The organism is Pseudomonas sp. NPDC090755 (assembly GCF_044769005.1).
Taxonomy (GTDB): Bacteria; Pseudomonadota; Gammaproteobacteria; order Pseudomonadales; family Pseudomonadaceae; genus Aquipseudomonas.
The window spans coordinates 172682-193490 of the sequence record NZ_JBIVXC010000001.1; the positions used below are offsets into that span (position 1 = coordinate 172682).

Genomic DNA, 20809 nt, shown 5'->3' on the forward strand with positions numbered 1-20809 from the left:
GGCTCAAAGCGGTTTGCGGAACTGGATGAAGCCAGGCCGTTCGGCGACCTGCTCATAGAGGCTGATCGCGGTGGCATTGGTTTCATGGGTCAACCAGTGCACTTTGGCGCAGCCGGCCTTGCGCGCGGTATCGTAGACATGTTCGATCAGCTGGCGGCCCACGCCCAGACCGCGTTGCTCGCTGTTCACGTAGAGGTCCTGCAGGTAGCAGGAGTCTTCGATGCTCCAGTTGGAGCGGTGGTAGATCCAGTGGACCATACCCACCGCCTTGCCATCGACCCAGGCCAGCGCGGCATTGGTCGGCTCGCTGTGATCGAGCATGCGCCGCCAGGCCTCGGCAGTGACCTCATCGGCAATACGGGTTTCGTAGAAACGTTGATAGGCCTGCCACAACGGCAGCCAATCGCTGTGGTCGTCGGCGGTGACAGGGCGGATCGTTACGGTCGGCATGGCAGTTTCCTTTCAGGGTTGGCGCATCAATGCGGCCAGTTGGTTATCCAGGGGATCGGGGCTGTCGCTCAGGCGGGTGCGCACGCCTTCGATATCGATGGCCGAACGGTTCTGGCTGAGTTTGCGGGTGCCTTGCAAGCGCTCGATGGGCAGGGCAAAACCGACAATGGCCTTGAGCATGCCGGCCATGTAGTCGGCGGGTGCCTCATCCACCGACCAGGGTTTGGCCTGGCCTTGCTCATGGCGATCGCTCAGGCGCCGGACGATCTCCAGCAGGCGCTCGGCATCGTGATAGACCTCGGCCTTGCCCCAGGCATGCACGGCCACGTAGTTCCAGGTGGGCACGGTGCGCGGGTCGTCGGCCTTGCTTGGATAGTAGCCCGCGCTGACGTAGGCATCGGGACCTGAGAACACCACCAGGGCTTCGGCGCCGTTGGCCAGGTCCTGCCATTGGCGGTTGGCGCGGGCGAAGTGGCCGTAGAGGGTGCCGTTGCTGCCTTGGCTGCGATCCAGCAGCAGGGGCAGGTGACTGGCCTGCAGGCCCGACTCACCGTGAGTCACCAGCACGGCCAGGCGGGTTTGCTCGATCTGCCCCTGCAGGCGTTCGAGGTCGGTTTCCTTGTAGCTCGAAGGTGTGAACATGAGGATTGTCCTTGGCGAATGGTTCAATCCTAGGCAGGCTATTGGTTCATGGTAAGAGCCATTTGTGGCTAATTTGAGAGGTCCATTGGTGATGAGCGAGCGTCCTTTGACCTGGTCATTCGATCCTACGGGTATTGTCCTCGACCGCCGTCAGGGCCTGAGCCGGCAGCTCTACCAGGCCCTGCGTATGCGGGTGCTGGACGGGCGCCTGGACAGTGGTACACGGTTGCCGGCCAGTCGTGACATGGCCGCCGCGCTGGCCGTATCGCGCAACAGTGTGGTGCGGGCCTATGACCAGCTCTATGCCGAAGGCTTCATCGAAAGCCGGGTAGGGGACGGGACCTACGTCAGCCAGCTGCCTAAACTATCCACAAAAGTGTCCACAGGGTTATCCCTGGGTTTACCCACAGGGTTATCCACAAAATCAGTCGATAGTGCTGAGGTTATATCCAGTAAAGTTATCCACAGCGGCCCTCTGGAGCGCTTGGAAAAGCACCATTTGCCCGCCCCCAAAAGCGGCCCTCCGCGTGCGTTTCGCGTCGGTTTACCGGCGCTCGATCTGTTCCCTTTCGATGTCTGGGCCAAGCTGCAGGCGGGTTTCTGGCGCAATCCCGATCCTGCCACCCTGGGTTACGGCGATCCTGCGGGCGAACCGCAACTTCGTGAATTGATCGCCACTTATCTGCGCCGATCACGTGGGCTTTCCTGCACGGCTGAACAAATAGTGATCACCAGTGGAGCGCAGCAGGCGATAAGCCTTTGTGCACAGTTGCTGCTGGAGCCGGGTGAAGGCGTGGCTGTGGAAAACCCGGGTTACCGCGCCGCCGGCAATGCCTTCGCCCTGACCGGTGCCCAGGTTCATCCCGTGGCTGTGGATAACGAGGGCCTGGACTGCTCGGCGCTCAATGGGTTGCCCGACTGCCGCCTCTGTTACGTGACCCCTTCGCACCAGTATCCCACCGGCGTCACCATGAGCCTGGCCCGGCGCCTGGAGCTGCTGGCATGGGCGCAGCACAAGGACGGCTGGATCATCGAGGATGACTACGACGGCGAGTACCGCTACAGCGGTGCGCCGCTGGCGCCGCTGGCGGCCCTGGATCGCAGCGGACGGGTGTTGTACATCGGGACCTTCGGCAAGATCGCCTTCCCGGCCTTGCGCCTGGGTTACCTGGTGCTGCCGCAGCCCCTGGTGCAGGCATTCTCCCGCTGCCGGGCGCTGGCGGTCAGGCACTCGGAGGTCGGTACCCAGGCGGTGATGGCCGAATTCATGGCCAAAGGGCATTTCCAGCGTCATATCCGTCGCGTGCGGCGCGCGGCCCTGAACCGGCGCAATGCCCTGCAGGCAGGCTGGCCTGTGGATATCCCCGGCCTCGGCTCTTTGCCAGAGGTGGCGGCGGGGCTGCATGTGAAGGTCGATGTGGACAGTTATGCCCGCGAGCAGGAGTTGATCGTTCGCGCCGAGGCCGTCGGTGTCGAACTCAATGCCCTGAGCGATTACTGGTTGCCGGATTCACCCACCCCTGTGGATAAGCGGGCCGGGCTGGTGCTGGGCTTCGCCGCGGTGGACGAAGCCCGGATAGCCGACGCCCTGGCACGCCTGCGGCGTGCCTGGCGTGACTGAGGGTCAGGTCCCGGCCTTGATCTTGGTCCAGGCCCGGGTCCGCGCACGTTCGGCGTCACGGGCCAGTGGCTGCAAGGTGTACAGCTTGGCCATGGCCGCTTCGGTGGGGTACAGGTTGGGGTTGTTGCGAATCGCCGGGGCAACCATCTCCGTGGCGTCCTTGTTCGGGTTCGGATAGCCGACAAAGTCGCTGATGGGAGCGATGACCTTGGGCTGTAGCAGGTAGTTGATAAAGGTGTAGGCATCTTCCGGGTTGGCGGCACCTTTGGGGATCGCCAGCATGTCGAACCAGATCGGCGCGCCTTCCTTGGGCAAGCGCATGTCCACCACCACACCGTTCTTCGCCTCGATTGCCCGGTTGGCAGCCTGGGAGAAGCTGCCCGAGTAGCCGACGGCGACGCAGATTTCGCCGTTGGCGATGTCGGCCATGTATTTGGAGGAGTGGAAGTAGGTGACATGGGGGCGGATCTTGAGCATCAGCTCTTCGGCTTTCTTGTAGTCGGCCGGCTTGTCGCTGTTGGGTGGCAGGCCCAGGTACTGCAGGGCCAGCGGCAGGATCTCCGACGGCGAGTCGAGCAGGGCCACGCCGCACTGCTTGAGCTTGGCGATGTTTTCTTCCTTGAAGATCAGGTCCCAGCTGTCGACGGGGGCATTGTCACCCAGCACCGCCTTGACCTTGGCCGGGTTGAAGCCGATCAGCACGGTGCCGTACATATAGGGCACGGCGAACTTGTTGCCGGGGTCGTTGGCTTCGATCAGCTTCATCAGCTTGGGGTCCAGGTGCTGCCAGTTCGGCAGTTTGCTGCGATCCAGCGGCTGGAACACCCCGGCTTCGATCTGCTTGGCCAGGAACACGTTGGAGGGCACCACCACGTCATAGCCGGAGTTGCCGGTCAGCAGCTTGGCTTCCAGTGCCTCATTGGTGTCGAAGATGTCGTAGATCAGCTTGACCTGGCTGTCTTTCTGGAAATCCACCAGGGTCTGTGGGGTGATGTAGTCGAACCAGTTGTAGACACGCAGGGTGCGTTGCTCGGCAGCCTCGAGGCTACCGGCGAGCAGGGTGCTGCAGAGCAGGGGGGCGAGCAGGCGCTTGAGTCGGGTCATGCTTGGGCTTCCTGTTGGGCGCGTTCGAAACCTTCAAGTACGTTCACCGCGTTGATGCCGATTTCCTCGACGGCGTACCCGCCCTCCATGACGAACAGCGTCGGCTTGCCGATACGGGCGATACGTTCACCCATCTGAAGATAGTCGGGGCTGTCCAGCTTGAACTGCGAGATCGGGTCATCCTTGAAGGTATCGACCCCCAGGGACACCACCAGCACATCCGGTGCATAGTCGGCGATGCGCTCGCAGGCATCGTTCAGGGCATTGTTCCAGGTCGGCCAGTCGCTGCCGGCGGGCAACGGGTAGTTGGCGTTGAAGCCCAGGCCCGGGCCTTCGCCTGCTTCGTCGGCATAACCGAGGAAGAACGGGAATTCGGCCTGTGGGTCGCCATGGATCGAGGCGAAGAACACGTCGCTGCGCTGGTAGAAGATCTCCTGGGTGCCGTTGCCGTGGTGGTAGTCGACATCGAGGATCGCGACCTTGCTGCGGCCCTGGTCGAGGAAGGCCTGGGCGGCGATGGCGGCATTGTTCAGGTAGCAGTAGCCACCCATGACGTCGCTGGCGGCATGGTGTCCAGGTGGACGGCACAGGGCGAAGGCGCTGTAGGCGCCGGCCTGCATGGCGGACTGGGCGGTGAGGGCGACCTGGGCGGCGCTGTAGGCGGCTTTCCAGGTGCCGGCCGTAATGGGCGCCCCGGCATCGAAGCTGTAGTAGCCCAGTTCGCCATGCAGGCCGCTGGGTTTGACGCTGCGCAGGGTGCGCGCGGGCCAGGTGAAGGGCAGCAGGTCGCCCTCGTGGCCAAGTTCGGCCCAACGACGCCAGGCACCTTCGAAGAAGTCCAGGTAGTCCGCGCTGTGCACCCGCAGGATAGGCGCGCGACCGTGGTCCACAGGCGCCTGCACCGGGCCCAGGCCAACGCTTTTGACCCGCTCCAGCACATGGTCGGCGCGCGAGGGCATTTCAAAGCAGGGCATCAGTTGCCCGTCGATCAGCTCGCAGCGGCCGTGGTGCAGGCGGTGGTCATCGGAATAGATCGTCAGCATTTATTGTTCTCCGGGTAACTGGCGTGCCTCCATTGTTGATGGGCACGCCCCGGGGCAGAACGGTGGATGCGGCCAAAAGGGGATCGATATGGCCAACCTGGCTGTCCGGATTTCGCCCCGCCCGGCTCAGGCGCGGAAATGACTCGGGGCCACGCCGCTCCAGCGCAAAAAGGCATGGCGGAAGCTGGCGGTTTCACTGAAGCCCAGTTGCTCGGCGATGCGGTAGATCGGCAACTGGTCTTCGGCCAGCAACTGCTTGGCCCGCTCGAAGCGCAATTCGTCGAGCAATTGCTGGTAGCTGCTGCCCAGTTCCTGCAGGTGTCGGCGCAGGGTGCGCGATGAGCAGTTCATCTGCCGGGCCAGGCCCTCCAGCCCGGGTGCGGCGTCCAGCTGATCGAGCAGCAGCTGGCGAATCCTTCCCAGCCACGCCTGGCGACCGGTGAACTCCAGGTTCTGCCGACGACAGCGTTCGCTCATGGCCCTGTGGGTGATCCGGTCGGCCAGCGGCAGCGGAGTGTTCAGCCAGCGGCGATCGAAGGCAAAGGCATTGTCGAGCGCGCCGAACGCCAGCGGGCAGTCGAAGGTCTGGGCGTAGAGCGGGTGATAGTCTGGCGCGCCGTGGGCGAAGCGGGCGGCCAACAGCGGTAGCGACTGGCCCAGCAGGTCGTCGCAGATGACCTTCAACGAGGTCAGGCAGAACTCGGCGTTGAATGCCGCAAGTTTTGGGTCCTCGTCGTAGTCGCCAGCGCTGAACCAGACGCGCTCGCCATCGTCGATCAGGCGCAGTTGGAAAAGCGTTCCCAGTAGCGCCGGATACTGCATGGCCAGGCGCAAAGCGTCACCTAAGGTGGCACTGGAGAGCAGGGCGTAACCGAGCATGCCGTAGCAGGAAACATGCATGCGCCGGCCCAGTTCCAGGCCCACCTCACGGCGCCGGGCTACCGCGTTGGCGCACACCTGCAGTTCCTGGCGGGTGGTGATGCGCGAGTCGGCGCGGCCCAGGTCGGCCGGGCTGATGCCGCTGCCTTCGAGCAGTTCGCCGGCATCGATGCCTTGGTCCTGGAAGGCCTGCAACACCAGGGATACGGCGTTCAGCGTGGTGAGGTGTGAGTGGAGCATGCTCGGTTTCCGGCTGTTGGGCTGACCAATATCGAGCAATAAGCATGCCTTGGCGCGTGGGTAGGAGCGGGCTTGCCCCGCGATTGCGGTCGGTCAGTCATGCCGCATCGCGGGGCAAGCCCGCTCTCACGCATAAAAAAAGGGCCCGGGGATCTGATCCCTGGGCCCTCAAAAGGTGAGAGGTGTCTAGTCCCTCGACCTGGTGAGCGGTGTTACAGCATCGGTTACGCCTTCAGCGGCACCAGACGCGGAGCAATCATGTTTTCCGGACGCAGGATGTCGTTGAGCATCGCTTCGTCCAGCAGGCCTTCCTCGCGGACCAGTTCCAGCACGCCACGGCCACTTTCCAGGGCGATGGCAGCGATACGGGTAGCGTTTTCGTAGCCGATGTACGGGTTCAGGGCGGTGACCAGGCCGATCGAGTGTTCGACCAGTTCACGGCAGCGCTGTTCGTTGGCGGTGATGCCGACGATGCAGTGCTCGCGCAGCATGTCCATGGCGCGTTGCAGCAGGCGGATCGAGTCGAAGATCTTGTAGGCGATCAGCGGTTCCATCACGTTCAGCTGCAGCTGGCCACCTTCGGCGGCGACGGTCAGGGCCAGGTCGTTGCCCATGATGGCGAAGGCCACCTGGTTGACGGCTTCCGGGATTACCGGGTTGACCTTGCCTGGCATGATCGAGCTGCCTGGCTGACGCGCTGGCAGGTTGATTTCGTTGATGCCGGTGCGTGGACCGCTGGACAGCAGGCGCAGGTCGTTGCAGATCTTCGACAGCTTGACCGCGGTACGCTTGAGCATGCCGGAGAACAGCACGAAGGCGCCCATGTCGGAGGTAGCTTCGATCAGGTCGGCAGCCGGTACCAGCGGCTGGCCGCTGATGGTTGCCAGGCGCTGTACGGCCAGGGCCTGGTAGCCCGGGTCGGCGTTGATGCCGGTGCCGATGGCGGTACCGCCCAGGTTGATTTCGGTCAGCAGTTCCGGAGCCAGCGAGCGCAGGCGCTGCAGGTCTTCGGTCATGGTGGTGGCGAAGGCGCGGAATTCCTGGCCCAGGGTCATCGGCACGGCGTCCTGCAGCTGGGTACGACCCATCTTCAGTACGTGGTCGAATTCCTTGCCTTTGGCAGCGAAGGCCTGGATCAGGCTGTCGAGGCTGGCCAGCAGGGCGTCGTGACCGAGCAGCAGACCCAGGCGGATCGCGGTCGGGTAGGCGTCGTTGGTCGACTGCGCCATGTTCACGTCGTTGTTCGGGTGCAGGTATTTGTACTCGCCTTTCTGGTGGCCCATGGCCTCCAGTGCGATGTTGGCGATAACTTCGTTGGCGTTCATGTTGGTAGAAGTACCAGCACCGCCTTGAATCATGTCGACCACGAACTGCTCGTGGAAGTCGCCGCGGATCAGGCGGGCACAGGCCTCGCTGATTGCAGCGTGCTTGGCATCGCTCAGGTGACCCAGCTCACGGTTGGCGTCGGCAGCGGCCTGCTTGACCATGGCCAGGGCCACGACCAGCTTCGGGTAGTGCGACAGCGGAACACCGGAGAGGTGGAAGTTGTTGGCAGCGCGCAGGGTCTGGATGCCGTAGTAGGCATCAGCCGGGACTTCAAGGGTGCCAAGCAGGTCTTTTTCGACGCGGAACGATGCAGCAGCGGACATGATAAATATCATCTCGAGTTTGGCCCGGCACATGCCGGAATGGCGCCAATCCTAGGCCTGCGCCGATTTTGCGGCCAATGCTGTTGCACGCTAACCTATGCACAAACGGCATAATGATTGATGTGACGCCGATTGACATTCGAGCGTGTACCATTTTGGTGCATGCCGGGAGATGAGTGATGAACCTCGAAAGCAAGTGGCTGGAAGACTTCAGTGCCCTGGCCGCGACCCGCAGCTTTTCCCAGGCCGCCGAACGCCGCTTCGTGACCCAGCCGGCCTTCAGCCGCCGCATCCGCAGCCTTGAGGCGGCGTTGGGGCTGACCCTGGTCAACCGCTCGCGCACTCCGATCGAACTGACGGCGGCCGGCCAGTTGTTCCTGGTCACGGCGCGTACGGTGGTCGATCAACTGGGCGAGGTGTTGCGTCATTTGCATCACCTGGAAGGCGGGCAGGGCGAGGTGATCCAGGTGGCGGCGGCGCACTCCCTGGCCCTGGGGTTCTTCCCGCGCTGGATTGCCCAGCTACGCAACGATGGCCTGAACATCGCCACCCGGCTGGTGGCGACCAACGTCGGCGATGCGGTGCATGCCCTGCGTGAAGGTGGCTGCGACCTGATGCTGGCCTTCTACGATCCGGATGCGGCCTTGCAGATGGACGCAGAGATCTTCCCTTCGCTGCACATGGGCCATACCGAGATGCTGCCGGTGTGCGCGGCCGATGCCGATGGCAAGCCCTTGTTCGATCTTGAAGGCGAGGGCAGCGTGCCGTTGCTGGCCTATAGCGCCGGTGCCTTCCTCGGTCGCTCGGTCAACCTTCTGGTGCGCCAGCGCAACCTGCGCTACACCACGGTCTACGAGACGGCCATGGCCGACAGCCTCAAGAGCATGGCCCTGGAAGGCCTGGGCATTGCCTGGGTGCCGCGCCTGTCGGCACGGGCGGAGCTGGAGCGTGGCGAGCTGGTGATCTGTGGCGGCAGCCAGTGGCACGTGCCGCTGGAAATCCGCCTGTATCGCTGTGCGTTGGTGCGCAAGGCCAACGTGCGATTGCTCTGGCGCAAGCTGGAAGGTGGGCCTGCCGCACCGGCTTGACCCGAAAGTCAGCCAAAGCCCCGAAAAATAAGGGCGACAGTTGGTCGTCGGGGTGCATTAAACGCACCGCTTTGCGGTATACTGCGCGGCCTTCGGTCGGTTTTCCCGACCCTAATTCGCATAACAAGCCACGCCGGTCGTCCCGCGTGGCTTGTTGTTTTTTGACGCGCCTGCGGGCGCCCAAGAGAAGAGGCTCGACGATGAGTGCACTGGTTGGCGTGATCATGGGCTCCAAGTCCGATTGGTCCACCCTTAGCCACACCGCCGATATGCTGGAAAAACTCGGCATTCCCTACGAGGTCAAGGTGGTTTCCGCCCATCGCACCCCGGACCTGCTGTTCCAGTATGCCGAAGAGGCCGAAGGCCGTGGCATCGAGGTGATCATCGCCGGTGCTGGTGGCGCTGCCCACCTGCCAGGCATGTGCGCCGCCAAGACCCACCTGCCGGTGCTCGGCGTACCAGTGCAGTCGTCGATGCTCTCCGGTGTCGACTCGCTGCTGTCGATCGTGCAGATGCCGGCCGGTATTCCGGTTGCCACCCTGGCCATCGGCAAGGCCGGCGCGATCAACGCCGCGCTGCTCTCGGCGAGCATCCTGGGCGCCAAGCACCCGCAGTTCCATGCGGTGCTCAAGCAGTTCCGCACCGAGCAGACAGACAACGTTCTGGACAATCCAGATCCGCGCCAGGCCTGAGGTCAAAAGCATGAAAATCGGTGTAATCGGTGGCGGCCAGCTGGGTCGCATGTTGGCCCTGGCAGGAACCCCGCTGGGCATGAACTTCGCTTTCCTGGACCCGGCGCCGGACGCGTGCGCGGCGCCTCTGGGCGAGCACCTGCGGGCCGACTACGGCGACCAGGACCACCTGCGCCAGCTGGCCGACGAAGTCGACCTGGTGACCTTCGAGTTCGAAAGCGTGCCGGCTGAAACCGTCGCCTTCCTGTCCCAGTTCGTGCCGGTCTACCCGAGTGCCGAGTCCCTGCGCATCGCGCGTGACCGCTGGTTCGAGAAGAGCATGTTCAAGGACCTGGGCATTCCGACGCCATCCTTCGCCGACATTCAGTCGCAAGCCGACCTGGACGCTGCCGTGGCCAGCATCGGCCTGCCAGCCGTGCTCAAGACCCGCACCCTGGGTTATGACGGAAAAGGGCAGAAAGTGCTGCGAACTGCCGAGGATGTTGTAGGTACCTTCGCTGAACTGGGCAGCGTGCCATGCTTGCTGGAAGGCTTCGTGCCGTTCACCGGCGAAGTGTCGCTGATCGCTGTGCGTGCCCGTGATGGCGAGACCCGCTTCTACCCGCTGGTGCACAACACCCATGAGAGCGGCATCCTGCGCCTGTCGGTGGCCAGCGAAGACCACATGCTCCAGGGCTTGGCCGAAGACTATGCAGGCCGTGTGCTCAAGCAACTGGATTATGTCGGCGTGCTGGCGTTCGAGTTCTTCGAAGTCGATGGCGGCCTGAAAGCCAACGAAATCGCACCGCGTGTACACAACTCCGGGCACTGGACCATCGAAGGCGCCGAATGCAGCCAGTTCGAGAACCACCTGCGCGCCGTTGCCGGCCTGCCGCTGGGCTCGACCGCCAAGGTCGGTGAAAGCGCCATGCTCAACTTCATCGGCAGCGTACCGGCGGTGGAAAAGGTCGTGGCTATCGACGAATGCCACCTGCACCACTACGGCAAGGCGTTCAAGGCCGGACGCAAGGTCGGCCACGCCACCCTGCGCTGCGCCGACATGGCGGCCCTGGAACAGAAGATCCAGCAGGTCGAAGCCCTGATCGAGGGCTGATCCTTGCTGTCCCTCTGAATGGCGGGATGCCAAAGCGCTGACTAGGCTTTGGCATGCGTCATTCCATTCAGAGGGATTGCCATGGGCATCATTGGAACCATCTTCATCGGCCTGATCGTCGGTCTGCTGGCACGCTTCATCAAGCCCGGCGACGACAGTATGGGCTGGATCATGACCATTCTGCTGGGCATTGCCGGCTCGCTCGCCGCGACCTACGGCGGCCAGGCGCTGGGCATCTACCAGGCCGGGCAGGGCGCGGGATTCCTTGGCGCGCTGGTGGGCGCGGTCGTCCTTCTGGTGATCTACGGTCTGGTCAAAAAGAACTGACAGCAGGCTAAAATGCTCGGCAATTTTCGTTGCCGAGCATTTTCATGCGCCGTGTATTACTGCTTTCCCTGTTGTTGATCAGCAGCCTGGCTCGCGCCGAGCTGGCGGAAACCGACTGGTTGGAGTTGATGCCCAAGTCGGACCAGAAAGCCCTGGAGCTGATGCCTGAAATCGACCACAACTCCCCGGAAGCCACGGGCACCTTTACCGAAAAGGGTGGCCTGAAGCAGAGCAAGGGCCTGCCGGCGGTGATGTATTCGAGCAAGACCGTGGCGGCCATGAACGGCAAGCACATTCGCCTGGGTGGCTACCCGGTGCCGCTGGAAAGCGATGCCAAGGGCAACAGCACGCTGTTCTTCCTCGTACCTTATCCGGGCGCCTGCATCCACGTGCCACCGCCACCGCCGAACCAGCTGGTGCTGGTGCGTTATCCCCATGGCCTGAAGCTGGACGATATCTACACGCCGCTGTGGGTCACCGGCACCCTGAAGATCGAGAAGGTCAGCAACGACCTGGCCGATGCCGCCTACGCCCTGGATGCGGCGAAGGTGAAGGTGGTGGAGGAAGGCGACTTGTAGCCTGTGGGAGCCGGCATCGCCGGCGATGAGGTCCGTGCGGCGACCGCTTCAGTACACCTGCGCCAACGAGGTGGCCGGATTGCGACTGCTGCGCAGTCGATCGCAGGCTCCGCCAGCTCCCACAAAGACAGTTGCTCCCACAGTGCCTAGAGGCTCAGGCTGCCGATCTGAACCTCAAGCTTGTGCGTTGCACCTGGCGCCAGCGTCACCACATCGTCCCAGACGTTCGCGGTTTCGATACACAGCATGCGTTGCCAGCCATCGTCGGCCATGTCCGGCAGCTCGGCGGCGCGATCGGTCCAGGGGTTCCAGATCACTGCCGAGCGTGAACCACTGGCCGTCAGCTGGATGCGCCGGTTCCAGGCCGGGTCGACAATGCTCAGCTGTTCAGGGGCCTGCAGGTAGATCCGGTCGGTTTCCCCGGCAAATCCCAGGCTACCCGCCTGTGTACGCTGTTCCCAGTTGGCCAGGGTCTCGATATAGCCAAGGCCTGCGACACCCTCCACGCGCACCTGGCGCACATCACTGACCGCAAAGTAGCTATGCAGTGCCTGGCTGAGGGTGACAGGGACATTGTCGAGGTTGTAGCTGGTGAGGGTGATGCTCAACTGCTCGGCCATGACGATGCAGAGCTTGAGCTCGACATTGTGCGGCCAGCCCGGCAGGTCGCCCTGGGTGTCCGGCAGGGTGAAGTCGACCCGCACTGCGCCGCCTTCGCTGGAAATTTCCGACAGTTGCCAGTCGCGGCCTCGCACCAGCCCATGGGCCGGTGCTTCGCCACCGCGATACATCGTTTGGACAGGCTCGGGGTTGCGTGCCAGCTGGCCGAACCAGGGCCAACACACCGGAACACCGGCGCGCACGGATTTACCCTGCTTGAAGATGGCCTGCTCGCTGAGCCACAGCAGCGGCGGTTCACCCACGCGCTGATAGCTCAACACTTGCGCGCCCTGCTGGGCGACCAGCAGCTCGGCGCTGTCAGTGGTGATGCGCCAGCAGTTGAGTTCGCCGTGCAGTTCGGTTACGACCTGGGGTGTGGACATGCGCATTATCTCGTTGATTTGCCATACGATCTTTGACCGCTTGCAGACCCACGAGTTTACCGCGCCGGTGTCTCAGCGACGAGGAGGAACCGAGCGCGTGCGGCCACTGCCATCGATGGCAACGAAGACAAACACCGCTTCGGTGACCTTGCGCCATTCGCTGGACAGCGGATCGTCGCTCCACACCTCGACCATCATCTGGATCGAGCTGCGGCCGATTTCCAGGGTCTGGGTATAGAAGGACAACTGGGCGCCAACGGCCACCGGGACCAGGAACGCCATGCGATCAATGGCCACCGTGGCCACTCGGCCACCGGCGACACGGCTGGCCATGGCGGTGCCGGCCAAGTCCATCTGGGCGACCAGCCAGCCGCCGAAGATATCGCCGAAACCGTTGGTTTCACGCGGCAATGCGGTGATCTGCAAGGCCAGGTCGCCTTGCGGGATAGGATCTTCTTGTTCGAGTTCAATCATGCCGGGGGTGCCTCTGACCCGTGACGCTTCGTTGGTTGGCGCTAAGACAGACGCCTCGAAAAACGATTCAGCACAACTATTCTACGCTGCTTTCGCTTTGCCAGGCGGCGAAGGGAAACTCTGCGAAACCGACTAAGCATACCTAGCGGCGTTTTCGCACAACATCCTTCAAAAGGCCCAAGCCCTTCCTACAGGCGGCCAGTATATAGAGCCGAAGGCGTAGCGACGACCATGCAGTCATGAATACTTGTATTGAATCTGTACGCCATGTGCTTTTTCCAGCAATTTGCTATCGTTCGAGGCTTCCCAGGCCCAAAGCCCCGTCGCAAGCGGCCTGTAGTCTCAATAAAGCAATTCCAATAAGAGATACCTATGACCTCCGTGCCCGGCAGTATCGCGCAATCTTCAAGGCCGTTGACCCGCAGTGATTACAAGACCCTGTCGCTTTCCGCCCTGGGCGGCGCGCTGGAGTTCTACGATTTCATCATTTTCGTGTTTTTCGCCACCGTGGTCGGCAAGTTGTTCTTCCCCGTCGACATGCCGGAATGGCTACGTTTGATGCAAACGTTTGGCATTTTTGCCGCCGGCTACCTGGCGCGGCCCCTGGGCGGGATCATCATGGCCCACTTCGGCGACCTGCTGGGACGCAAGAAGATGTTCACCCTGAGCATCTTCATGATGGCCGTGCCCACCCTGATCATGGGCTTGCTGCCGACCTATGCGCAGATCGGCCTGTGGGCGCCGATCCTGCTGTTGCTGATGCGAGTGATCCAGGGCGCCGCCATTGGCGGTGAAGTGCCGGGTGCCTGGGTGTTCGTGTCCGAGCATGTGCCGGCGCGCAATACCGGTTACGCCTGTGGCACCCTGACGGCAGGGCTGACCTCCGGGATCCTGCTCGGTTCGCTGGTGGCGACCCTGATCAACACCGTCTACACCCCGCAAGAGGTCGCCGACTACGCCTGGCGCGTTCCCTTCCTGCTGGGCGGGGTGTTCGGCCTGTTCGCGGTGTACCTGCGTCGCTGGTTGCACGAGACCCCGGTATTCGCCGAAATGCAGGCGCGCAAGGCCCTGGCCGAGGAAGTGCCACTTCGCGCGGTGCTGCGCGATCACCGCGGCGCCATCGTCATTTCAATGCTGCTGACCTGGCTGCTGTCGGCCGGCATCGTGGTGGTGATCCTGATGACTCCGGCATTGCTGCAGAGTCTTTACCAGGTCAGCCCGACCGACTCGCTCAAGGCCAACAGCCTGGCGATCGTACTGCTTAGCCTGGGCTGCATCGCCACCGGTACGCTGGCTGATCGCCTGGGCGCCGGGCGGGTGTTCATCGTTGGCAGCCTGTTGCTGCTGGCCTCGTCCTGGACCTTCTACCACACCCTGCCGACCCACCCCGAGTGGCTGTTCCCGCTGTATGCCCTGACTGGCCTGTGTGTCGGCATCGTCGGTGCCGTGCCTTACGTCATGGTCAAGGCTTTCCCGCCTGTAGTCCGTTTCAGCGGCCTGTCGTTCTCCTACAACCTGGCCTACGCCATCTTCGGTGGTCTGACCCCGATGGTGGTGACTGCATTGCTCAAGTTCAGCCCCATGGCACCGGCCTACTACGTTGCCGGGATCTGCACCATTGGTCTGCTGGTCGGCTGCTACCTGTTGGCTAAAAAGCGCTGAAAGCCCTCTGCTTCACGCCCTCGCAACATTTTGAAAAGGCCATCACCGTTATTCGGTGATGGCCTTTCATCTAATTGTCACATTCGATTCATAGAGTGTTCATACGGCCTGCAGATACTTGGGCCCGATCCATCTCACCCCAATTCCTGCTAGGAGTAAGGCATGAAACTGAAGCGTTTGATGGCGGCCCTGACGTTCGTCGCCGCTGGCGTTGCCACCGCCAATGCGGTTGCCGCTGTTGACCCTGCTATTCCGACCTACGCCAAGACCACCGGTGTGTCGGGCAACCTCTCCAGCGTCGGTTCCGATACCCTGGCGAACCTGATGACTCTGTGGGCCGAGGCCTACAAGAAGGAATACCCGAACGTAAACATCCAGATCCAGGCTGCCGGCTCCTCCACCGCGCCACCCGCGCTGACCGAAGGCACCGCCAACCTCGGCCCGATGAGCCGCAAGATGAAGGACGTCGAGCTGCAGGCGTTCGAGCAGAAGTACGGCTACAAGCCAACCGCTATCCCGGTTGCCGTCGACGCCCTGGCCGTCTTCGTCCACAAGGACAACCCGATCAAGGGCCTGACCATGGCTCAGGTCGATGCGATTTTCTCCTCCACCCGCCTGTGCGGTGGCAAAGCCGACGTGAAAACCTGGGGCGACCTGGGTGTAACCGGCGACCTGGCCAACAAGCCGGTTCAGCTGTTCGGCCGCAACTCGGTATCCGGCACCTACGGCTACTTCAAGGAAGAAGCCCTGTGCAAAGGCGACTTCAAGCCTAACGTCAACGAACAACCTGGCTCGGCATCGGTCGTGCAGTCGATCAGCAGCTCGCTGAACGGCATCGGTTACTCGGGCATCGGCTACAAGACCGCCAGCGTCAAGACCGTGCCTCTGGCCAAGAAAGATGGCGGTGCTTTCGTTGAAGACAACGAAGCCAACGCCCTGAACGGCACCTACCCGCTGTCGCGCTTCCTGTACGTCTACGTCAACAAGGCGCCGAACAAGCCCCTGGCCCCGCTGGAAGCCGAGTTCGTCAAACTGGTTCTGTCGCAAGCAGGCCAGCAGGTTGTCGTGAAGGATGGTTACATCCCGCTGCCGGCCAAAGTAGCTGCCAAAGCCTTGGCTGACCTGGGCCTGGAGCACAACGGCAACGTTGCAAAGAAGTAATTGAACGTTCGGTGGGGCCTGGTCAATGACCCGGTTCCACCACAAATTGCGAGTCCGCTGCCAGGACCTCTGAGCGGCGGGCTTTTTTGCGTCACTGCATTGTCATGTTTTTGTCATACGGGACCGCTAGGGTGTGCGCATGAATGATCTGGCCAACTCCACAATGACCCAAAATTCTCCCCCCGTGCGGATTGACTTCAATACGCCCGAACTGCAACGCAAGCGGCGCATGCGTGCGCTCAAGGATCGCCTGACCCGCTGGTATGTACTGGTGGGCGGGCTTGCCGTGCTGGCGGCGATCACCCTGATCTTCTTCTACCTGGCCTACGTGGTCGTGCCCCTGTTCCAGGGCGCCACGCTGACCAGCAAGAAGGCGCTGGAGCCGACCTGGCTGTCCCAGGATGCCGGCAAGCCACTGATGATCGCCCTGGAAGAGCAGAACCTGGTCGGTATGCGTGTGTCCGACAAGGGCCAGGCCCTGTTCTTCGACACCAAGACCGGTGCCGAGCTCAAGCGTGTCGACCTGCCGTTGCCGGCGGGCACCCAGGTGACCTCCATTGGCGCCGACCAGCCAGGCAACCCGCTGGTGGTGCTGGGCCTGTCCAACGGCCAGGCGCTGGCGTTCAGCCACAGCTACAAGATCACCTACCCGGACAACAAGAAAACCATCACCCCGGCCATCGACTTCCCCTATGGCCAGGAGCCGTTCAGCCTGGATGACCAGGGCCGTGCGCTGGAGCATGTCAGCCTCAACGTGAATGGCGAAACCCTGGTGGTGGCGGGCTCCACCGGCGCGCACCTGCAGGTGCTGTCGCTGAGCCGCGAAGAAAACATGATGACCGGCGAGGTCACCAGCGAGCAGAACCGTATCGACCTGCCGCAGATGACCGAGCCGGTGAAGGCGATCTTCATCGATCCGCGCCAGCAGTGGCTGTATGTCATCAATGGCCGGGCCCAGGCGGATGTCTTCAGCCTGCGTGACAAGAGCCTCAACGGTCGCTACAAACTGCTCGACGACGGCAATGCCGAAATCACTGCCAGCACCCAGCTGGTGGGTGGTATCTCGCTGATCATCGGTGACTCCAAGGGTGGCCTGGCCCAATGGTTCATGGCCCGCGACCCGGATGGCGAGCAGCGCTTCAAGCGCATCCGCGAATTCCAGATGGGCAAGACGCCGATCGTGCAGATCGACGCCGAAGAGCGTCGCAAGGGCTTTGTCGCCCTGGACGCCAGCGGTGAGCTCGGCGTGTTCCACAGCACCGCACACCGTACCCTGCTGGTAGAGCCGGTCGCCGAAGGCGCTGGTGTACTGGCGCTGTCGCCGCGTGCCAACCGCATCATCATCGAACAAGGCGGCAAGCTGGTGCCGCTGAGCCTGAAGAACCCGCACCCGGAAGTGTCCTGGAGCGCGCTGTGGAGCAAGGTCTGGTACGAGAACTACGACGAGCCGAAGTACGTCTGGCAGTCGACCGCCTCCAACACCGACTTCGAACCCAAGCTGAGTCTGTCGCCACTGACCTTCGGTACCTTGAAGGCGGCGTTCTACGCCATGATCCTGGCGGCGCCGCTGGCCATTGCCGCGGCCATCTACACCGCCTACTTCATGGCCCCCGGCATGCGCCGCAAGGTCAAGCCGGTGATCGAGCTGATGGAAGCGATGCCGACGGTGATCCTCGGCTTCTTCGCCGGCCTGTTCCTGGCACCGTACCTTGAAGGCCACCTGCCGGGTGTGTTCAGCCTCTTCCTGCTGATGCCGATCGGCATTCTGGTCGCCGGCTTCACCTGGAGCCGCCTGCCCGAGTCGATCCGCCTGCGGGTTCCGGATGGCTGGGAAGCAGCGATCCTGATCCCGGTGATCCTGCTGACCGGCTGGTTCGCCCTGTACATGAGCCCGTTGCTGGAGGCCTGGTTCTTCGGCGGTGACATGCGCCTGTGGATCACCAATGACCTGGGTATCACCTACGACCAGCGCAACGCCCTGGTAGTGGGTATCGCCATGGGCTTCGCGGTGATCCCGAACATCTACTCGATTGCCGAAGATGCCGTGTTCAGCGTGCCGCGCAGCCTGACCCTGGGCTCCCTGGCCCTGGGCGCGACCCCGTGGCAGACCCTGACCCGCGTGGTCATCCTGACCGCCAGCCCGGGCATTTTCTCGGCGCTGATGATCGGTATGGGCCGTGCGGTGGGTGAAACCATGATCGTGCTGATGGCCACCGGCAACACCCCGGTGATGGAGCTGAACCTGTTCGAAGGCATGCGCACCCTGGCTGCCAACGTTGCAGTGGAGATGCCTGAGTCGGAAGTCGGTGGCAGCCACTACCGCGTGCTGTTCCTCGCCGCGCTGGTGCTGCTGATGTTCACCTTCGTGATGAACACCTTGGCCGAGCTGATTCGCCAGCGTCTGCGCAAGAAATACTCGTCGCTTTGATAGAAAGGTAGCGATCCGTGAAAAAGGATTCCCTCAAAAGCTGGTTCAAGAGCGGCGCCCCCGGTGTCTGGATCAGCGGTGGCGCGGTCGCCATCGCGGTTATCATGACCGTTGGCCTGCTCGCTGTGATTGCCGTGCGCGGCCTGGGCCACTTCTGGCCGGCCGACCTGATCCAGGCCAACTACAACGTGCCTGGTCAGCCCAGCCACATCGTGGTCGGTGAGCTGGTGCAGAAGGAAGAGGTGCCCCGTGCGCGTCTGAAAGGTGCCGGTCTGCCGGTGCCTGACGAAGGCCCGGAGTTCATGACCCGCGAGCTGATCAAGGTCGGTAACCGCGACCTCAACGGCAGCGACTTCACCTGGGTGGTTGGCGAATGGCTGACCGACCAGCAGACACCGGTCGACCTGATCGCCCTGGAGCGTCGTGAGTGGGGCAACTTCTACGGCTACCTGGTCAGCGTCAAGGAAAACGGCAAGGTGGTCGCCGAAGGCCAGGCTGCCTGGGCCGAGCTGCAGACCCGCCTGAAGCGTACCGAGAAGCTGGCGGGCGAACTGCAGGCCCTGGAGAAGAAAGAGATCGGTGCCATCAACCATGGCCTCGAGCGCCTGCGCCTGCAAGGCCGCAAGCTGGAACTGCAAGGCAAGCTGGACGCTGCGGCCCAGGCTGACATCGAAGCCGAGCGCGCCGAGCTGAACAACCGCTACAAGGCTATCGAAGAGCGTCTGGGCAACCTGCACCAGGAGTTCAGCCGCGATAGCCTGGTGGCCAAGGATGGCAACGGCCGTGAGGTCGAGATCAACCTGGAAAAGGTGGTCCACGCCTACCAGCCGAATGCCATGGGCACCTTCACCAAACTGGGTGTGTACTTCGCCAAGGTCTGGGAGTTCCTCAGCGACGACCCGCGTGAAGCCAACACCGAAGGCGGGATCTTCCCGGCCATCTTCGGTACCGTGATGATGACCCTGATCATGGCCGTGATCGTCACCCCGTTCGGTGTGCTGGCGGCGGTGTACCTGCGTGAGTATGCACGCCAGGGCCCGGTCACCCGGCTGATCCGTATCGCCGTGAACAACCTGGCCGGTGTACCGGCGATCGTCTACGGCGTGTTCGGCCTGGGCTTCTTCGTCTATGTGCTGGGTGGCTCGCTCGACCGCCTGTTCTTCCCCGAAGCCTTGCCGGCGCCGACCCTGGGTACCCCGGGCCTGCTCTGGGCCTCGCTGACCCTGGCGCTGCTGGCGGTACCGGTGGTGATCGTGGCCACCGAAGAAGGCCTGGCGCGTATCCCGCGTACTGTCCGCGAAGGCTCCCTGGCCCTGGGTGCGACCAAGGCCGAGACCCTGTGGAAGATCGTCCTGCCCATGGCCAGCCCGGCGATGATGACCGGCATGATTCTCGCGGTGGCCCGCGCCGCCGGTGAAGTGGCGCCGCTGATGCTGGTGGGTGTGGTGAAACTGGCGCCGTCGCTGCCGGTGGATGGCAACTACCCGTACCTGCACCTGGACCAGAAGATCATGCACCTGGGCTTCCACATCTACGACGTCGGCTTCCAGAGCCCCAACGTCGAGGCCGCGCGGCCTTTGGTGTACGCCACCGCGCTGCTGCTGGTGCTGGTGATCGCCACCCTCAACCTCTCGGCGGTATGGATTCGTAACCACCTGCGCGAGAAGTACAAGGCGCTGGATAGCTGATCGATACACCCCTTATTGCAAGTGCCGCCCGTGTGTTGTGCCGGGCGGTTCGATGAAACGAAATAGATAGCGTATGGAGTCTGACCATGCAGCATGAATCCCACGCCCACGGCATCGATATGTCGGCCCTGGGTCGCGACAAGCAGAGCCTGCGTCTGGCTGAAGAAACCGTGGCCATCGAAGTGCCGGGCCTGAGCCTGTACTACGGCGAGAAACAAGCCCTGTTCGACGTCAGCATGAATATCCCCAAGCAGCGCGTGACCGCCTTCATCGGCCCGTCCGGCTGCGGCAAGTCGACCCTGCTGCGGACCTTCAACCGCATGAACGACCTGGTTGACGGCTGCCGTGTCGAGGGTGCGATCAACCTGTACGGCAACAACATCTACCGCAAGGGCGAAGACGTGGCCGAGCTGCGTCGCCGGGTCGGCATGGTGTTCCAGAAGCCCAACCCGTTCCCCAAGACCATCTATGAAAACGTGGTCTACGGCCTGCGCATCCAGGGCATCAACAAGAAGCGGGTGCTCGATGAGGCCGTGGAGTGGGCACTCAAGGGCGCGGCCCTGTGGGACGAGGTCAAGGACCGCCTGCACGAGTCGGCACTGGGCCTGTCCGGTGGTCAGCAGCAGCGTCTGGTGATTGCCCGCACCATCGCCGTTGAGCCGGAAGTACTGCTGCTCGACGAGCCGTGTTCGGCACTCGACCCGATCTCGACGCTGAAGGTCGAAGAGCTGATCTACGAACTGAAATCCAAGTACACCATCGTCATCGTGACCCACAACATGCAACAGGCGGCGCGGGTTTCCGACTACACCGCGTTCATGTACATGGGCAAGCTGATCGAGTTCGGTGACACCGACACCCTGTTCACCAACCCGGCGAAGAAGCAGACCGAAGATTACATTACCGGTCGGTATGGCTAGGATTCGACGACTGAACGCCGCCTGACC

19 protein-coding genes are annotated in these 20809 nt (G+C 62.8%); 11 read left to right on the top strand and 8 right to left on the bottom strand.

What is annotated here, in order from left to right:
- Positions 1-3: 3 nt before the first annotated feature.
- On the bottom strand, positions 4-450 hold the full coding sequence (locus ACIQUS_RS00825; protein ID WP_403041636.1) for a GNAT family N-acetyltransferase: 447 nt from the start codon (positions 448-450) through the stop codon (positions 4-6).
- 12 nt (positions 451-462) lie between these two features.
- Complete coding sequence (locus ACIQUS_RS00830) at positions 463-1092, bottom strand: FMN-binding negative transcriptional regulator (RefSeq protein ID WP_403041639.1); 630 nt, start codon at positions 1090-1092, stop codon at positions 463-465.
- Positions 1093-1183: 91 nt separating this feature from the next.
- Between ACIQUS_RS00830 and ACIQUS_RS00835 the strand changes: the two genes are divergently transcribed.
- Positions 1184-2713: a PLP-dependent aminotransferase family protein gene (locus ACIQUS_RS00835; RefSeq protein WP_403041642.1), complete on the top strand. Its 1530-nt coding sequence runs from the start codon at positions 1184-1186 to the stop codon at positions 2711-2713.
- A 3-nt stretch (positions 2714-2716) separates the two neighbouring features.
- Here ACIQUS_RS00835 and ACIQUS_RS00840 read toward each other — a convergent pair whose 3' ends face one another.
- From ACIQUS_RS00840 to aspA, 4 genes are all read right to left on the bottom strand, one after another.
- A complete protein-coding gene (locus ACIQUS_RS00840) occupies positions 2717-3817 on the bottom strand; it encodes a polyamine ABC transporter substrate-binding protein (protein WP_403041644.1) in 1101 nt (366 codons plus the stop codon).
- Positions 3814-4860, bottom strand: coding sequence for a histone deacetylase family protein (locus ACIQUS_RS00845; protein WP_403041646.1), 1047 nt, complete (start codon positions 4858-4860; stop codon positions 3814-3816). Before ACIQUS_RS00845 ends, ACIQUS_RS00840 begins: the two co-directional genes overlap by 4 nt.
- Before the next feature lie 126 nt (positions 4861-4986).
- On the bottom strand, positions 4987-5979 hold the full coding sequence (locus ACIQUS_RS00850; RefSeq protein WP_403041649.1) for an AraC family transcriptional regulator: 993 nt from the start codon (positions 5977-5979) through the stop codon (positions 4987-4989).
- Positions 5980-6203: 224 nt separating this feature from the next.
- Positions 6204-7628 (bottom strand): aspartate ammonia-lyase, encoded by a 1425-nt coding sequence (gene aspA / locus ACIQUS_RS00855; protein WP_403041653.1) that lies wholly within the window; start codon positions 7626-7628, stop codon positions 6204-6206.
- 179 nt (positions 7629-7807) lie between these two features.
- On the opposite strand from aspA, the gene ACIQUS_RS00860 reads away from it, so the two are divergent.
- The 5 genes from ACIQUS_RS00860 to ACIQUS_RS00880 all read left to right on the top strand — a co-directional run bounded on the left by ACIQUS_RS00860 (position 7808) and on the right by ACIQUS_RS00880 (position 11406).
- Positions 7808-8716: a LysR substrate-binding domain-containing protein gene (locus ACIQUS_RS00860; RefSeq protein WP_403041656.1), complete on the top strand. Its 909-nt coding sequence runs from the start codon at positions 7808-7810 to the stop codon at positions 8714-8716.
- A 200-nt stretch (positions 8717-8916) separates the two neighbouring features.
- Positions 8917-9408 (top strand): 5-(carboxyamino)imidazole ribonucleotide mutase, encoded by a 492-nt coding sequence (gene purE, locus ACIQUS_RS00865; protein ID WP_285865065.1) that lies wholly within the window; start codon positions 8917-8919, stop codon positions 9406-9408.
- A gap of 10 nt (positions 9409-9418) precedes the next feature.
- Positions 9419-10501: a 5-(carboxyamino)imidazole ribonucleotide synthase gene (locus ACIQUS_RS00870; RefSeq protein WP_403041659.1), complete on the top strand. Its 1083-nt coding sequence runs from the start codon at positions 9419-9421 to the stop codon at positions 10499-10501.
- Positions 10502-10582: 81 nt separating this feature from the next.
- A complete protein-coding gene (locus ACIQUS_RS00875; RefSeq protein ID WP_403041662.1) occupies positions 10583-10828 on the top strand; it encodes a GlsB/YeaQ/YmgE family stress response membrane protein in 246 nt (81 codons plus the stop codon).
- A gap of 44 nt (positions 10829-10872) precedes the next feature.
- Positions 10873-11406 carry a DUF3299 domain-containing protein gene (locus ACIQUS_RS00880; RefSeq protein ID WP_403041665.1) on the top strand — a complete coding sequence of 178 codons (534 nt, stop codon included), beginning with the start codon at positions 10873-10875 and terminating at the stop codon, positions 11404-11406.
- 146 nt (positions 11407-11552) lie between these two features.
- On the opposite strand, the gene ACIQUS_RS00885 is transcribed toward ACIQUS_RS00880, so the two are convergent.
- Together ACIQUS_RS00885 and ACIQUS_RS00890 are read right to left on the bottom strand one after the other, a co-directional pair.
- Entirely contained in the window at positions 11553-12449 is an 897-nt protein-coding gene (locus tag ACIQUS_RS00885; protein WP_403041668.1) for a D-hexose-6-phosphate mutarotase, read from the bottom strand.
- Positions 12450-12521: 72 nt separating this feature from the next.
- Positions 12522-12923: an acyl-CoA thioesterase gene (locus ACIQUS_RS00890; protein WP_009402429.1), complete on the bottom strand. Its 402-nt coding sequence runs from the start codon at positions 12921-12923 to the stop codon at positions 12522-12524.
- A gap of 372 nt (positions 12924-13295) precedes the next feature.
- Between ACIQUS_RS00890 and ACIQUS_RS00895 the strand changes: the two genes are divergently transcribed.
- From ACIQUS_RS00895 to pstB, 5 genes are all read left to right on the top strand, one after another.
- The gene (locus ACIQUS_RS00895) at positions 13296-14585 is read left to right on the top strand and encodes an MFS transporter (RefSeq protein WP_403041670.1); all 1290 of its coding nucleotides are present in this window, start codon (positions 13296-13298) and stop codon (positions 14583-14585) included.
- A gap of 162 nt (positions 14586-14747) precedes the next feature.
- Positions 14748-15746 (top strand): phosphate ABC transporter substrate-binding protein PstS, encoded by a 999-nt coding sequence (locus tag ACIQUS_RS00900; RefSeq protein WP_403041673.1) that lies wholly within the window; start codon positions 14748-14750, stop codon positions 15744-15746.
- A 139-nt stretch (positions 15747-15885) separates the two neighbouring features.
- A complete protein-coding gene (locus tag ACIQUS_RS00905) occupies positions 15886-18174 on the top strand; it encodes an ABC transporter permease subunit (RefSeq protein WP_403041675.1) in 2289 nt (762 codons plus the stop codon).
- Positions 18175-18191: 17 nt separating this feature from the next.
- A complete protein-coding gene (pstA, locus tag ACIQUS_RS00910) occupies positions 18192-19862 on the top strand; it encodes a phosphate ABC transporter permease PstA (protein WP_403041677.1) in 1671 nt (556 codons plus the stop codon).
- 86 nt (positions 19863-19948) lie between these two features.
- Entirely contained in the window at positions 19949-20782 is an 834-nt protein-coding gene (gene pstB / locus ACIQUS_RS00915; RefSeq protein WP_403041681.1) for a phosphate ABC transporter ATP-binding protein PstB, read from the top strand.
- The last annotated feature ends 27 nt before the right edge of the window (positions 20783-20809 follow it).